Source organism: Bradyrhizobium sp. F1.13.3 (genome assembly GCF_040548265.1).
Classification (GTDB): domain Bacteria; phylum Pseudomonadota; class Alphaproteobacteria; order Rhizobiales; family Xanthobacteraceae; genus Bradyrhizobium.
In genome coordinates this window covers 147,102-161,905 of the sequence record NZ_JBEPRI010000014.1, presented here as the reverse complement: position 1 = coordinate 161,905, position 14,804 = coordinate 147,102, and the positions used below count along the sequence as shown (strand labels likewise).

9 protein-coding genes are annotated in these 14,804 nt (G+C 64.6%); 6 read left to right on the top strand and 3 right to left on the bottom strand.

What is annotated here, in order from left to right:
- Nucleotides 1–31: 31 nt before the first annotated feature.
- The 3 genes from ABIB66_RS31510 to ABIB66_RS31500 all read right to left on the bottom strand — a co-directional run bounded on the left by ABIB66_RS31510 (nt 32) and on the right by ABIB66_RS31500 (nt 5,936).
- Nucleotides 32–1,654: a peptidoglycan L,D-endopeptidase MepK gene (locus ABIB66_RS31510; RefSeq protein WP_354204713.1), complete on the bottom strand. Its 1,623-nt coding sequence runs from the start codon at nt 1,652–1,654 to the stop codon at nt 32–34.
- Between the two features lie 287 nt (nt 1,655–1,941).
- Nucleotides 1,942–4,095, bottom strand: a complete 2,154-nt coding sequence (locus tag ABIB66_RS31505) for a L,D-transpeptidase scaffold domain-containing protein (protein WP_354204715.1) — start codon at nt 4,093–4,095, stop codon at nt 1,942–1,944.
- 347 nt (nt 4,096–4,442) lie between these two features.
- The gene (locus tag ABIB66_RS31500) at nt 4,443–5,936 is read right to left on the bottom strand and encodes a sigma-54-dependent transcriptional regulator (RefSeq protein WP_354204717.1); all 1,494 of its coding nucleotides are present in this window, start codon (nt 5,934–5,936) and stop codon (nt 4,443–4,445) included.
- Nucleotides 5,937–6,063: 127 nt separating this feature from the next.
- On the opposite strand from ABIB66_RS31500, the gene ABIB66_RS31495 reads away from it, so the two are divergent.
- The 6 genes from ABIB66_RS31495 (at nt 6,064) to ABIB66_RS31470 (ending at nt 14,646) form a co-directional block, all read left to right on the top strand.
- Nucleotides 6,064–8,076: a M3 family oligoendopeptidase gene (locus ABIB66_RS31495; RefSeq protein ID WP_354256900.1), complete on the top strand. Its 2,013-nt coding sequence runs from the start codon at nt 6,064–6,066 to the stop codon at nt 8,074–8,076.
- 275 nt (nt 8,077–8,351) lie between these two features.
- On the top strand, nt 8,352–11,318 hold the full coding sequence (locus ABIB66_RS31490; RefSeq protein ID WP_354204721.1) for a patatin-like phospholipase domain-containing protein: 2,967 nt from the start codon (nt 8,352–8,354) through the stop codon (nt 11,316–11,318).
- A gap of 141 nt (nt 11,319–11,459) precedes the next feature.
- Entirely contained in the window at nt 11,460–11,612 is a 153-nt protein-coding gene (locus tag ABIB66_RS31485) for an aa3-type cytochrome c oxidase subunit IV (protein WP_007596280.1), read from the top strand.
- 137 nt (nt 11,613–11,749) lie between these two features.
- Nucleotides 11,750–12,877 carry a Re/Si-specific NAD(P)(+) transhydrogenase subunit alpha gene (locus ABIB66_RS31480; protein ID WP_354204723.1) on the top strand — a complete coding sequence of 376 codons (1,128 nt, stop codon included), beginning with the start codon at nt 11,750–11,752 and terminating at the stop codon, nt 12,875–12,877.
- Nucleotides 12,878–12,888: 11 nt separating this feature from the next.
- The gene (locus tag ABIB66_RS31475; protein ID WP_007596278.1) at nt 12,889–13,206 is read left to right on the top strand and encodes a proton-translocating transhydrogenase family protein; all 318 of its coding nucleotides are present in this window, start codon (nt 12,889–12,891) and stop codon (nt 13,204–13,206) included.
- A 42-nt stretch (nt 13,207–13,248) separates the two neighbouring features.
- A complete protein-coding gene (locus ABIB66_RS31470; RefSeq protein WP_085349147.1) occupies nt 13,249–14,646 on the top strand; it encodes an NAD(P)(+) transhydrogenase (Re/Si-specific) subunit beta in 1,398 nt (465 codons plus the stop codon).
- Nucleotides 14,647–14,804 lie beyond the last annotated feature (158 nt).

Here is a 14,804-nt window from a genome sequence, read left to right as displayed (position 1 = left end):
ACGGCTGCGGAGGTTCTTGAAGGCCCGCGCCTCAGCGCAGCGAAGCTGTCCGCATGACGAACGATGTCGTCTCGAGCTTGGCGGTCGCGGTGCCCGAGAAAGTGTCGCAGGACAGGCCCTGCATCGGGTCGTCGGCAAAACCCATCGCGATCACGGACTGCGGCTTGACGAAGTAGGCGCGCATTGCGGCCGTGTCGAGTTCGCCCATCAGCGTCACCGACATCGCGCGGCTGGCGCTCGGCGATAGCATCACGATCTTGAGCCAGATGCTTTCGCCCTTGGCTGCGGAGAGCCGGGTCGCGGTTGCGACCATGCCGTCGACGCGCTTGCCGACAACCGTGTTGATCTCGGTCGCGGGCGCAACGTTGCGCGACGCGGAGGCGGGACGGGCGGAGCGCGGGATCGGCGCGGAGGCGGCGACGACGTTGGCGCGGTCGACCGGGGAGGCGGATGCCGGCGCGTAGGCCAGGGCCTGATAGGCGGCACTGGACACGCTCGCGGTCGGCTGCGGATCGGTGGCGGCCGAAAGCGCCTGGCGGGCCTTCAGCGCAGCCACTTGAGCAGGCGTCGCCTGCTGCGGCGTAGCCGGGGCGTCCCAGAAGCCACGGGCATTGATGATGTCGGCGGGGGTCTCGGGCTTGGCATCAGCAGATTTGCCGGCGGCCGGCTTGTCAGCCACGGGCGCGGGCTTCGACTTGGGCAACGCGACGATCTGCGCATCGGCCGAGGCGAGCTGAATGGTCGCCGCGACTGACGGCTTGGCGCGCGGCGTCGGCACCGGATCGGCCGGCTTGGTCGCGGCGGCGACCACGGTCGGCGCGACAGTCTTCGCGGCCGGCGCGGGCGCGCCCTCGTCATCCTCGTCGTTGCTCGCGGCGGCCGGAGCCGGCTTGCCCTTGAACAGGTTGGCAAAGAAATTCGATTTGCTGCCGGAATCCTCGCCGCTGCCGCGCCGCTCGATCTCGGCCTTGGCCAGCTCATAGCCCTTCAGCGGCGTGCCGTCGGTCGGGACGTGGACGGTGCGTCCGTCCGGGAAGACCCGGGCGAGTTGGTCATGCGTCATGCGCGGCCAGTGCCGGATGCTGCCGGTGTCCAGATGCACGAACGGCGAGCCTGAGGTCGGGTAGAAGCCGACGCCGCCGCGCTGGAGGCGCAGGCCGGCGAAGCGGATCTGCTCCAGCGGCACGTTCGGGATGTAGAAGTCCATCGCATGCCCCAGCATGTGCTGGCTGAAGCGCGCCACGCCGGAGGAGCGGCGGCGGAGCATGGAGTTGGTGGCGGGCGAGCGGTAGGCGGAGATGATCTGGATCGGCTGCTTGCCGTCGACGTCGCGATAGACTTCCCAGAGGATGTCGAAGAGGTGACGGTCCATGACCGTCTCGTCCTGGCTGCGCCAGTCGCGCAGGAAGTGGTTGAGCTGCTTCAGCGCCGCTTCGTCGTAGCGCCCGTCGCGCTTGAAGGTGACGGTGAGGTCTTCGCCGGAATGGGTGTGGTGGAAGGAGAGCGTCTTGGTCTCGTTCAGCGCGGCAGCGTCATGAACTGAACCCGCGGCAGCAAACAGCAATACGGCAGCGAGGCCGATCCTGGATCCGGCCTTCACTCCCGCATGGGACAACGACAGCACAGCGAATTGGCGTGCGATACCAGTCAGCACGTTAGAGCCCACCCAGTCGACGAGCGTTCAAAATGGACTCTCCCGCAAACCCCTAAGCGCGCGAAAGAGGATGAACGCTTTGTTAAAGCGAGAAGGTTAATTCGAGGTTGACCTTCCCGCCCCCAAACCAAGTCAGATTGCGAACCTAACCGGGTGAGTGTGGCGAAAAAACGCCCGCTGCCCGAGGTTAGGTGGAGAATGGTTAACGTTAAGCGACCCCATCCAGAGGATGAGGTCGCTGACTTTATTGGAGAATTTCAGGAAATCAGGGGTCGGGGGGGCCTGCCTCAGCGGGTGAACACCCGCTGCTGCTGGGGACGGCGGCCGACCGGAGCCGGCGGCGGGGTCGGGGCTCCGAACAGCCGCTCGAAGAAATTCGGGCCGGACGAGCCGCCATTGTTGGCTGCCAGCACGCCGTTCGGCAGCGTCGTTGCCGGGCGTGAATAGCTCGGCTGGGAGTGCGCCACGACGTTCTCGAGATCCTTGCCGCGGCCGTTCTTCAGGATGTTGATCATGGTCGCGTCGCGGCCATAGACGTCCTTGCGGAATTGCAGCTTGCCGCCATCATCCACGAATGCGGTCTGATAGGTGATGTTGACCGGGATCGGGGTCGGGAATTTCAGGTCGATCTCGCTCTTGCCGTACATGCTGCGCACGCGCTCCGGCGTGTACTTCTCGTTCGGCAGCGCGATGTTGAGCAGGACCGAGGCGTACTGATCCGGGTTCTGTACGCGCATGCAGCCGTGGCTAAAGGCGCGTTCGTCCCGGGCGAACAGGTTCTTGTCCGGCGTGTCGTGCTGATAGACTAGGAACTTGTTCGGGAAATTGAAGCGGATGCGGCCGAGCGCATTGGCTTCACCGGGCGGCTGCGAGATGTGCACCGAGCCGTCGCGGTTCTGTTCGAGCTTGAGCCCCATCCGCTGGAGCACGGTCGGGTCCTGCTGAAGCGCCGGCAGATATTCGTTGTAGACGATCGACGGCGGCACGTTCCAGGTCGGATTGACCGTGATGTACTTCATCGTCTCGGTGAGCAGCGGGGTCGCATGCGTGCCGGGCTTGCCGGTGACGACGCGGGTGGTCCAGACCTGCTGGCCGCGCTGCATCACCTTCAGCGTGTAGTCGGGAATGTTGAGGATGACGTAGGCATCGCCGAGCGAGGGAACGCCCAGGTCGCGCGGCAGCCAGCGCCAGCGCTCCATGTTCACCAGCACCACGTCGATCTGCTTGTCGCGCTTCGGGGTGTTGATCGCCTTGACCGTCTTGTCGTCGAGGATGCCGGTCGGCTTGAGCTCGGCGCTGTTCTGGAACTTGCGCACGGCTTCGGCGACCGCCGCGTCATAGCGGGTGTCGCTGGCGTTCTCGGCGATGCCGAGCTTCGCGCGCAGCTGCGGCACGCGCGGATCTTCAACGACGATTTCAGCCTGCTTCTTGCCGGCCGGGGTGTATTTCAGCGTCGGACCATCGGCGATCTCGATCATCGGGCCGTTGCCCTGGCCGCGGAGCTCCGCGAGCTTCGCCTTCAGCTCCTTGTAGAGCTTGTGCGGCGGATTGTAGCTGTCGAGCGCCGCGGAGGCGTCCGCCGCGGTCGTGACCTTGGCGAGCACCTCGTTCGGATCGACCGGATGCTCGGGATAGAGGATGTCGCCGCTGACCTGCGACCAGTGCATGCGGCCGCTCTGGGCCTGGCGCGCATAGTCGAACATGCTGGCGGTGAGCTTGAGCTCGGCATCGGCGAGCGCATCGGGCGTCGTGGCGGCGGCGAAGTCCGGCAGCGGGTAATCGGCGGGATTGAGACCGTCGGAGGCCGCATCCTTGAGCCGGGCGATCACGCCCTTGGCTGCAGCGGTCAGGCTGCCGCCTTGGGTCCAAACTGGTGCGAAATCGCGTGCGCCGTAAAACTTCTCGATCGCCGCGCGCTCGTTCTTGCGGTCGAAATAGCGCGCAGTCTTGGCGCCGACGATGTCCTTGAGCTTGTCGGCGACCGGCTGGTCGGCCGCGGGAACGTTGCTCGCGGCCTTCACCGGCTCCGAGGCCGGAGCAGCAGCGGTGGCGGGCGCGGCCGGCGTGTCGGCCTTGGCAGGTTCGGTCTTCGCCGTCTCGCTCTTCGGCGCCTCGGCGGCGGGCGTGGTGGCGACGTCGGAAGGCTTGGTGTCGACCTTGTTTGGCGCGGGAGCGGCTTCCGCATTCACGGGTTCCTTGACCGGCTCCTTTGCCGAGTCCTGAACCGTGGCGGTGGTGTCGAGCTTGATATCGGATGCGGTCGGGGGCGGGACGTTTGCGGGTTCGGGACGCGGGATCGCAGCTTCAATCGCAAGTTCGGCAGCGCTGCTGCGCGCCTGATCCTGCGCCAGGGCCGAGCTGGCCGATACCGTGAGGAAGGTCGCCGCGACCGTCATCAAGACGCGGTCAAAGCCTGCACGGTGGTTCAAACAGTCACGCATTGTGTCGCACCCCTCGGGTGAACTGTCCCCCATGGAACAGCTTCGTTATCGCCTATTGAGCTTCGGCTAAACCGCGCCGGCCTCTCGAAAGTTGCACGCCTGCACGCAACGATTCCCACGCAGACGATATACAGGCCCCGATTTCGCGGCCAGCGCTACCCGGGACAACTCACGACAAACTGACTTCAAGGAGGCCTCTTGGCAACGGATTGTGCGCTTCTGCCACGCGCTTTTCCCTGTGTCTGTCACTTACAAGTCACGGTTCAAATCGCAGTCGAATTCCGTCGTCATGCGAACGGCTTACAGTCGTATCGCACCGCCCGGACGAACCTCTGTTCGCGTCAGGCTCAGTGCGTCTCCTCACCGCTTTTGCCGCCATGGCCGGGAACCCCGGCTTCATCGAGTTTGCGGTAGAGGGTGGACCGGCCGATTTTGAGGCGGCGGGCGACCTCCGACATCTGCCCGCGATAATGCGAGATCGCGAAACGGATGATCTCGTTCTCGATCTCCTCCAGCGGCCGGACGTCGCCGGTCGCGGTCAGCATGGAGAGAGCACCAGCTTGGGGCAGCGGCGCAATCGGTATTTCATTACCTGACACAACGGAGGGGGCCGCGACTGGCTCCAGCATCAGCGGCGCGGTTGGAATGTCTGTTCCGGGATACGGCTGCGAGGCGATCAGGGGGAAGTCGTCGAGGCCAAGCTGGTCGCCGTCGCTCATCACCACGGCGCGGTAAACCGCGTTTTCGAGCTGGCGGATGTTGCCGGGCCAATCGAGCTGGGCAAGGTGCGCCACGGCCTCGCCGCTGATGCCGGTGATGGAGCGGTTCTCCTCGGCGGCAAAGCGGGCCAGGAAATGCCTGAGCAGATGCGGAATGTCCTCGCGCCGGGCGCGCAGCGATGGGATCGTCAGCGGCAGCACGTGCAGCCGATAGAACAAGTCTTCCCGGAAGTGGCCCTGCTTGACCCGCTCAAGCAGCTTGCGGTTGGTCGCCGAGATGATGCGGACGTCGACCTTGACGGGTTTGCGGCCGCCGACCGCCTCGACCGCGCCTTCCTGAAGCGCGCGAAGCAGCTTGACCTGCGCGCTCAGCGGCAGCTCGCTGACCTCGTCCAGGAACAGCGTGCCGCCATGGGCTTCGACGAACTTGCCGGTGTGGCGTTCGGTGGCGCCGGTGAAGGCACCCTTCTCGTGACCGAACAGGATGGACTCGACGAGGTTGTCGGGGATAGCGCCGCAATTGACCGCGACGAACGGCTTTGCCTTGCGCTCGCCGCTGCCATGAATGGCACGCGCGAACATCTCCTTGCCGACGCCGGACTCGCCCTCGATCAGCACGGGGATCGAGGAGTTTGTTGCTTTCTGCGCCGCGCGCATCACGCCCGCCATCGCCTCGGCGCGGGTGATGATATCGGAGAAGGTCAGCCGACCTTCGCGGCTGTGACGGATGCGCTGCAATTCGCCCTTGAGCGCGGACGAATTGAGCGCGTTGCGAAGAGAGACCTGGAGCCGCTCGAGGCCGACCGGCTTGACCACGAAATCGGCCGCGCCCGCGCGCATCGCCGAGATAACATTGTCGATGCCGCCATGGGCCGTCTGCACGATGACCGGGATGCTGAGGCCCGCTTCGCGGATTTTCGCCAGCACGCCCATGCCGTCGAGGCCGGGCATCACGAGATCGAGGACGACGCCGTCGATGGCCGCGTCAGGGGCGGTGAGGGCGGCGATCGCCGCGTCGCCGGAGTCCACCACGATCGTCTCATAGCCGCATTTCTGCACCATGTTTTCGACCAGCCGGCGGGCTACAGCGTCGTCGTCGGCGATCAAAATACTGGCAGCCATGGTGTTCCCCGCACGCTACTACTATCTGTCTCGAATCGGGGCACTCTGGCCGAAGCCGATTAACGCACTGTTAAATCCTGATGCCCCCGCCCGCCGTCGCGATTGTTGAACACAGGTTTCCCACACAATGAATTCGCGCTCCAAGTCTGCAGTTAAGAAGTCCGCCATCAGCAAGCCCGCTCTTCGCAAGCCGAACACCAAGACATCCGCAGCCAAGGCAAAACCCTCCAAGCGTTCACCCACCAAGCGTTCACCCACCAAGCGTTCACCCACCAAGCGTTCACCCACCAAGCGTTCACCCACCAAGCCTTCACTCGCCAAGTCTTCACTCGCCAACTCTTCGCCTGCCAAGCCTGCGAGCAAGACCGGCAAGCTTCCGGAGTGGAACCTCGCCGACCTCTATTCCGGGATCGATGCGCCGGAAGTGGCGCGCGATCTCGAAAGGATGGACGCCGATTGCGTCGCGTTCGAGACGGACTACAAGGGCAAGCTCGCCACAGGAACAGCAAAGGAAGATGGCGGAAAATGGCTCGCTGAAGCCGTGCGACGCTATGAGGCGATCGACGACCTCGCCGGCCGGCTCGGCTCGTACGCCGGCCTCGTTCATGCCGGCGACAGCGTGGACCCCAAGATTTCAAAGTTTTACGGCGACGTTTCCGAGCGCCTGACGACGGCATCGACGCATCTGCTGTTCTTCGCGCTCGAGCTCAATCGAATCGATGACGATATTTTGAACCGCGCGATGCAGGCCGCTGAGCTCGCGCACTACCGTCCCTGGATCGAGGATCTGCGCAAGGAGAAGCCGTACCAGCTCGACGACAAGCTCGAGCAGCTCTTCCTGGAGAAGTCGCAGACCGGCTATTCAGCCTTTAACCGGCTGTTCGACCAGACCATCTCGAGCCTGCGTTTCAAGGTCGGGCCCAAGGAGCTCGCGATCGAGCCGACGCTCAATCTTCTGCAGGACCGCGACGGCGCCAAGCGCAAGGCCGCGGCAGAGGCGCTCGCAAAGACCTTCAAGGCCAATGAGCGCACCTTTGCGCTGATCACCAACACCCTGGCCAAGGACAAGGACATCTCCGACAGCTGGCGCGGCTTCAAGGACGTCGCGGATTCCCGGCATTTGAACAACCGCGTCGAGCGCGAGGTAGTGGATGCGCTGGTCGCCTCGGTGCGCGCGGCCTATCCGAAATTGTCGCATCGCTACTACGCGCTGAAGGCACGCTGGTTCGGCAGGAAGCGCCTGGCCTATTGGGATCGCAACGCGCCGCTGCCTTTTGCGGCCACCGACATCATCGGCTGGCCCGACGCACGAAGCATGGTGCTCTCCGCCTATCGCGGCTTCTCGCCAAAGATGGCTGATATCGCCGAGCGCTTCTTCACCGACCGCTGGATCGACGCGCCGGTGCGTCTGGGCAAGGCGCCGGGTGCCTTCTCGCATCCGACCACGCCGTCCGCGCACCCCTACGTGCTGATGAACTACCAGGGCAAGCCGCGCGACGTGATGACGCTCGCCCACGAGCTCGGCCACGGCGTGCACCAGGTGCTGGCGGCCAGGAACGGCGCGTTGATGGCGCCGACGCCGCTGACGCTGGCGGAGACCGCGAGCGTGTTCGGCGAGATGCTGACCTTCCGGCGGCTGCTGGCGCAGACCAAGAGCGCAAAGCAGCGCCAGGCGCTGCTCGCCGGCAAGGTCGAGGACATGATCAACACCGTGGTGCGGCAGATCGCGTTCTATTCCTTCGAGCGCGCGGTCCACACCGAACGCAAGAACGGCGAACTCACCGCGACGCGGCTCGGCGAGATCTGGCTCTCGGTGCAGGGCGAGAGCCTTGGTCCGGCAATCGAGATCAAAGCGGGCTACGAGAACTACTGGATGTACATCCCCCACTTCATCCATTCGCCGTTCTACGTCTACGCCTATGCGTTCGGCGATTGTCTCGTGAACTCGCTGTACGCCGTCTACGAGAACGCGGCCGAAGGCTTTGCCGAGCGCTATCTCGACATGCTCGCCGCCGGCGGCACCAAGCATTATTCCGAACTGCTGCGGCCGTTCGGGCTCGATGCCAAGGATCCAAAGTTCTGGGACGGCGGCCTGAGCGTCATCGCCGGCATGATCGACGAGCTGGAAGCGATGGGCTGAGGCAGGCACGAGCCGGCTATCACCGGAGCGGCACGAGACGAGCCAGCCGGCTCAGCGAGCGGCCCGCCCCGGCGGACCGGTCTCGAACGAGCAGGCGCCGGCGGCGGCGCCATATTTTCAGCCAGCGCATTTCGCCGCGACGTTCGAGACGGCCTCGATATCCTGGTAGGGAGTATTGAACGTCCGAGCCCGAGGCGAGACTAACCCCGTAGATACCCGCTTTATTTTTACAATTATTGATTGCAGATCACCCTCTTGCCGCTCGGGAGGCCCGCATGCCCGATCAAGGACAGGTCCGCCTACCTGGCGCGCGGAACGCCGCTGCCTTCGAAGAGGAAACGCCCTGGTGCGAGAAGCACCAGCAGATCGTCCGCGACGAAATCGAGGCGATCAACACGCGCCGCGAAGAGGCGCGGCAAGTCGATCCGGAGGGCACAGAGGCGTGCCAGATGCTCGACGTGGTCGGGCTCGCGCTCTCCGGCGGCGGGATCCGCTCCTCGGCCATGTGCCTCGGCGTGCTCCAGGCGCTGAACCACCACGATTTGATCGGACGGATCGATTATCTGTCCACCGTGTCGGGCGGCGGCTACATCGGCACCTCGCTCAGCACGACCATGACGGTGACAGGGCGGTTTGTGTTCGGCCAGCGGTCCGCCGGGAGAGCTGCGACCGCCAGCGAGATCAGCGATACGCCATCGGTCGGACATATCAGGAATTATTCCAACTATCTGATCCCGGCCGGCTTCCGCGATCTCTTGACCGGGATTGCAATCGTGGCGCGGGGCCTGATCGCCAATATCGGATTGACCCTACCCGTCGTGCTGCTGCTCGCAGCTGTCACGATCTGGTCGACGCCGCTGCGGAGCTGCCTCACGGTCGCAAATTTCTTCGGCGTCGATATCGCCGAAGGCGCTTTGCCGCAGTGTGAGCTGCATCATTTCGGCTGGATCGCGGACCGCTTCGGGTTCACTGCGATCGGGGCGATCGTCGCGCTGGCGCTGCTTGCTTGCGGCGGGATCGCTTATCTGAGCTCGCGCACGGAGCGGGGCATCGGCCCGACCATCTTCCTGACCTATGCTGCGGCCATCGCGTTCCTGCTCGGCATCGCATGCGACTTCGCGCGCGTCCTTCAGATCGCGCATTTCGCGCTGACGCTGGCAACGGCGATCATCGGCGTCGCCCTGTTCTTCGGCTGGGCGCTCAAGCAGTCATTTGCAAGTCCCGAAAAGCGTCAGGAGTTCCGCTCGCATTGGCCGACCGCCGGCGCGACTTTCTTGGTCCTGCTTGCCGCGATTGCGTTCTTCGAATTCCAGCCCTTCATGCTGTCGCAGATGTTCGATGTCGCCGACAGCAACGCGATCGGCGGGCCGGTCCGCGGCGTCGCGGTCACCTGGATTCAGTCGCTGGCTGCAATTGCCGCGCCAATCGGTGTTTTCGTTACTGCTTTCAGGCAGCAATTCGCCGAATTCCTGAAGGGAGACAGCGTATCCTCGCAATGGGGCTCGATGATGCTCGCGATCATTGCCAAGGTCGCGTTGTGGACCGCCGGATTGGCGCTGCCACTGATCATCTGGGTCGCCTTTCTCTACTTGTCTTATTGGGGCATCGCCAACGATCCGATCGAAAAATGCCAGGCGCCTCTGACCGCCATGGCGCAGAAGGGTTGCCTAGCGGCCAACAAATCAACCGTGCCCGCGTCGGGCAATCTGTCGGGCAAGATCGAGTTCGACGCGAGCGCCGGCACCTTCTCGGCCGAGATCACGCCAACGGCCGCCGCAACCACCGCGACCACGGACTGGCTGACGCCCGTATCCCACGTTCCGGCCTGGCTCAGGTCTGGCGCGAGCAATATCGCACGACAATTCGACTGGTTGGATAGAGGCTCCGGCTATGCGCACAGCCTGCCCGTGGTGATCCTGTATACGCTCGTCGGCCTGCTGCTGTTTGCGATCTCATGGTCGCTGACGCCCAACGCGAATTCGCTCCACCGGCTTTACCGCGACCGGCTGAGCAAGGCTTTCCTGTTCGATCCGGGCCGGTCGGCAGACGGCAATATCGCGCGCGCCGAGGCCAGCCTCGATCAGGGACGCGATTTCAAGCCGCTCGATCGCATGAGGTTGAGCGAGCTCTATGCGGCCCCGAGTGACCAGGTCGCGACGGGGGACCGGCCTGCCGCGCGGAAGCTGGGGGCGCCCTATCATCTCATCAACACGGCGCTCAACATCCAGGGGTCGGACTTCGCCAACCGGCGCGGCCGCAATGCCGACTTCTTTGTGTTCTCGCCGCTCTATGTCGGCAGCGAGGCGACGCGCTACGCCAAGACCCCGGCGGTCGAGCATCTTGAGCAAAGCCTCGACCTCGCCACCGCAATGGCGATCTCGGGGGCGGCGGCGTCGTCGAACATGGGCTCGAACTCGATCAGGGCGCTGACGCCGACGCTCGCGCTGTTGAACGTGCGGCTGGGCTACTGGCTGAGCAATCCGCGCTATGTCGAGGCCACTGTCCGGCCGCAGCGCCGCTCCACGCCGCTCTTCCTGTGGTCGGAAATCTCGGGCCGTCTCTACGAGAATAGCGACGGCGTCTACCTCACCGACGGCGGCCACATCGAAAACCTCGGCGTCTACGAGCTGCTGCGCCGGCGCTGCAAGGTGATCGTTGTGGTCGACGCGGAAGCCGACGCGGCGATGAATTTCTCCTCGCTGATGAAGCTCCAGCGCTACGCCCGCATCGATCTCGGCGTCCGGATCGATTTGCCATGGACGCCGATCCGCGACCGCACGCGCGCCATCATGGCGGCGAACGCCGACAAGAAGTCCACACGAACCTCTCCTGAGACGCCGGACGAGGCCGGCGAGCACGTTCATGTGGCGATCGGCACCATCGACTATGGTGGCGATGACAGGGGCTATCTCGTCTACATTAAGTCCTCGCTCTCCAACGACGAGAACGACTACATCCGCGACTACGCGCGGCGTAACGATACGTTCCCGCACGAGACCACCGGCGATCAGTTCTTCTCGGAGGAGCAGTTCGAGGTCTATCGCGCGCTTGGTTTCCACATGACCCATGGCTTCTTGGCCGGGGACCACGTGGTGGCGGTCGGCCCCGGGACGGCCCCGCGGATGGCTCGATTCACCGAAGCAGGCGAGCCGGCGGTTGACGCGGTCCGCGAGGCGCTCGGTCTCCCGGTACCCCAGCGAGCGGCCGTGAACATCACCGCCACGATGATTGATCAGGGCTGAGCGGCTGTAGCGCGGGGCTTTCCCGCCAATCGGAATTCCAAATGACCTGATTTGCCGGGAAACCGCGCCCCCGTGCCGTTGCCCTGCCCGAAAGTTTGCGGTATCCAGCCATGAAATTCGACTTTCGACTGGGGACAATTCATGGCCGACCATAGCGAAGTGGCGTACAGCACCGCCGACGGCAACGACTACGTTGCCCACGAGCAGACCTACGAGGGCTTCATCAAGCTGGTGAAGTACGGCACGGTCTCGGTCGCGCTTATCGTGATCCTGATGGCGATCTTCCTGACCTGATCCATCCCCTGCAGCACCGCCAGCGTCGTCGGTGCCCATAAAATTTGCAATCAAGCCGGATTGAAAACCGGTATCCAACGTTGCGGGAGTAACGCTAAGTTCGCGTGCGCGCTTCTTCCCGCGTCGCCGGAGGGCCTATGAAGATCGCCGTTGCCAAGGAAATCGATCCGTCGGAGCCGCGGGTCGCCGCTTCGCCGGATACGGTGAAGAAGTTCAAGGCGCTGGGCGCCGAGATCGCCATTGAGCCGGGCGCCGGCCTCAAGTCGGGCCTGCCGGACTCCGAATTCACCGCCGTGGGCGCCACCGTCAGCGCCGACGCGCTGAAGGACGCCGACATCATCATCAAGGTGAAGCGCCCTGAAGCCTCGGAGTTGGCGCAGTACAAGCGCGGCGCGCTCGTCATCGCCATCATGGACCCCTACGGCAACGAGGCCGCGCTGAAGACGATAGCCGATGCCGGCGTCTCCGCCTTCGCGATGGAATTGATGCCGCGCATCACGCGCGCGCAGGTGATGGACGTGCTGTCCTCGCAGGCCAACCTTGCCGGCTACCGCGCCGTGATCGAGGGCGCCGAGGCCTTCGGACGCGCCTTCCCGATGATGATGACCGCGGCCGGCACCGTGCCCGCCGCAAAAGTGTTCGTGATGGGCGTCGGCGTCGCCGGCCTCCAGGCGATCGCGACCGCGCGCCGTCTCGGCGCCGTCGTCACCGCGACCGACGTCCGGCCCGCCACCAAGGAGCAGGTCGAATCGCTCGGTGCGAAATTCCTCGCCGTCGAGGACGAGGAATTCAAGAACGCCCAGACCGCCGGCGGCTACGCCAAGGAAATGTCCAAGGAGTACCAGGCCAAGCAGGCCGCGCTCACCGCCGAGCACATCAAGAAGCAGGACATCGTGATCACCACCGCGCTGATTCCGGGACGGCCTGCGCCGAAGCTCGTCACGGCCGACATGGTCAAGTCGATGAAGCCGGGGTCGGTGCTGGTCGATCTCGCCGTCGAGCGCGGCGGCAATGTCGAAGGCGTCAAGGCGGGCCAGGTCGCCGAGGTCGATGGCATCAAGATCGTCGGCTACACCAACGTCGCCGGCCGCGTCGCGGCGTCGGCCTCCAGCCTCTACGCGCGCAATTTGTTTAACTTCATCGAAACGATGGTCGACAAGACCAGCAAGGCGCTGGCCGTGAACTGGGACGACGAACTCGTCAAGGCGACTGCGCTGACCCGGGACGGCGCCGTCATCCACCCGAATTTCCAGCCGAAAGCGTAAGGAGAGCCGTCATGGAGCATATTGCACAAGTCGTCGACCCCTTCGTCTTCCGGCTGTCGATCTTCGTTCTCGCCGTCTTCGTCGGCTATTTCGTGGTGTGGTCGGTGACCCCTGCGCTGCATACGCCGCTGATGAGCGTGACCAATGCGATCTCCTCGGTGATCGTGGTCGGCGCGCTGCTGGCGGTCGGCGTCGGCATGATCTCGAGCGGTTCGGGCTGGGCGCGCGGCTTCGGCTTCATCGCGCTCATTTTCGCCTGCGTGAATATCTTCGGCGGCTTCCTTGTCACCCAGCGCATGCTGGCGATGTACAAGAAGAAAGTGAAATGAGCGGCGTGCACCTCGGGGTGACGAAGACAAAGGGGACCTGAGATGAACGCCAATCTGGCTGCAGTTCTGTATCTCGTGGCAGGTGTGCTGTTCATCCTGTCACTGCGCGGGCTGTCCAGCCCCGCCTCATCGCGGCAGGGCAATTTCTTTGGCATGATCGGTATGGCGATCGCGGTCGCCACCACGCTCGCCAGCCATCCGCCGGCGGACGGCCTCGCCTGGATCCTCGTGATCCTTGGTATCGCGATCGGCGGCAGCGTCGGCGCGGTGATCGCCCGTCGCGTGCCGATGACCTCGATGCCGGAACTGGTCGCCGCCTTCCATTCGCTGGTCGGTATGGCCGCGGTGCTGGTCGCTGCCGGTGCGTTCTACGCGCCGGAAGCCTTCGACATCGGCAGCCCCGGCAACATCCATCCGCAGAGCCTGGTCGAGATGTCGCTCGGCGTCGCCATCGGCGCGCTGACCTTCACCGGTTCGGTGATCGCGTTCCTGAAGCTGTCCGCGCGCATGAGCGGTGCCCCGATCATCCTGCCGTTCCGTCACATCATCAACATCGCGCTTGCGATCGCCCTCGTCGTCTTCATCGTCGGGCTGGTCATGACGGGCAGCGCGCTCGACTTCTGGCTGATCGTCATCATCGCGCTGGCGCTCGGCGTGCTCATGATCATCCCGATCGGCGGCGCCGACATGCCGGTCGTGATTTCGATGCTGAACTCTTACTCGGGCTGGGCCGCGGCCGGCATCGGCTTCACTCTCGGCAATTCCGCGCTGATCATCACCGGGGCGCTGGTGGGATCGAGCGGCGCGATCTTGTCCTACATCATGTGCCACGCGATGAACCGCTCCTTCATCTCCGTCATCCTCGGCGGCTTCGGTGGCGAGACCGCGGCGGCGGGCGGTGGCGGCGGCGAGCAGAAGCCGGCCAAGCTCGGCTCGGCCGACGATGCGGCCTTCATCATGAAGAACGCGCAGAAAGTCATCATCGTGCCCGGCTACGGCATGGCGGTGGCGCAGGCTCAGCATGCGCTGCGCGAAATGGGCGACATCCTGAAGAAGGAAGGCGTCGAGGTGAAATACGCCATTCACCCGGTCGCCGGCCGCATGCCCGGCCACATGAACGTGCTGCTGGCCGAAGCCAACGTGCCCTATGACGAGGTGTTCGAGCTCGAGGACATCAACTCCGAATTCGCGCAGGCCGACATCGCCTTCGTGATCGGCGCCAACGACGTCACCAATCCGGCGGCCGAAGAGGACAAGACCTCGCCGATCTACGGCATGCCGGTGCTCCAGGTCTGGAAGGCCGGCACCGTGATGTTCATCAAGCGCTCGCTCGCTTCGGGCTATGCCGGCATCGACAATCCGCTGTTCTATCGCGACAACACCATGATGCTGCTCGGCGACGCCAAGAAGGTCACCGAGAACATCGTCAAGGCGATGTAGCGCGGAGGCATGTGGGCGAATGCGACGCGCGAGCACGCGTCGCATGGAGCGCCGCTCAGCAGGCGGCGTGCGGCCGCCGCGCCTTTCCGGCGCGCCCTCGGGCGATGTCATGAAATTGCTGCGGAGCTGTCGCAAGCCCTGAACGGGGGCCGGGCCGC

Coding starts and splice junctions, on each gene's coding strand:
- ABIB66_RS31505 (WP_354204715.1), bottom strand. CDS start 4,095: ATGCGTGACTGTTTGAACCACCGTGCAGGCTTTGACCGCGTCTTGATG.
- ABIB66_RS31500 (WP_354204717.1), bottom strand. CDS start 5,936: ATGGCTGCCAGTATTTTGATCGCCGACGACGACGCTGTAGCCCGCCGG.
- ABIB66_RS31495 (WP_354256900.1), top strand. CDS start 6,064: ATGAATTCGCGCTCCAAGTCTGCAGTTAAGAAGTCCGCCATCAGCAAG.
- ABIB66_RS31490 (WP_354204721.1), top strand. CDS start 8,352: ATGCCCGATCAAGGACAGGTCCGCCTACCTGGCGCGCGGAACGCCGCT.
- ABIB66_RS31485 (WP_007596280.1), top strand. CDS start 11,460: ATGGCCGACCATAGCGAAGTGGCGTACAGCACCGCCGACGGCAACGAC.
- ABIB66_RS31480 (WP_354204723.1), top strand. CDS start 11,750: ATGAAGATCGCCGTTGCCAAGGAAATCGATCCGTCGGAGCCGCGGGTC.
- ABIB66_RS31475 (WP_007596278.1), top strand. CDS start 12,889: ATGGAGCATATTGCACAAGTCGTCGACCCCTTCGTCTTCCGGCTGTCG.
- ABIB66_RS31470 (WP_085349147.1), top strand. CDS start 13,249: ATGAACGCCAATCTGGCTGCAGTTCTGTATCTCGTGGCAGGTGTGCTG.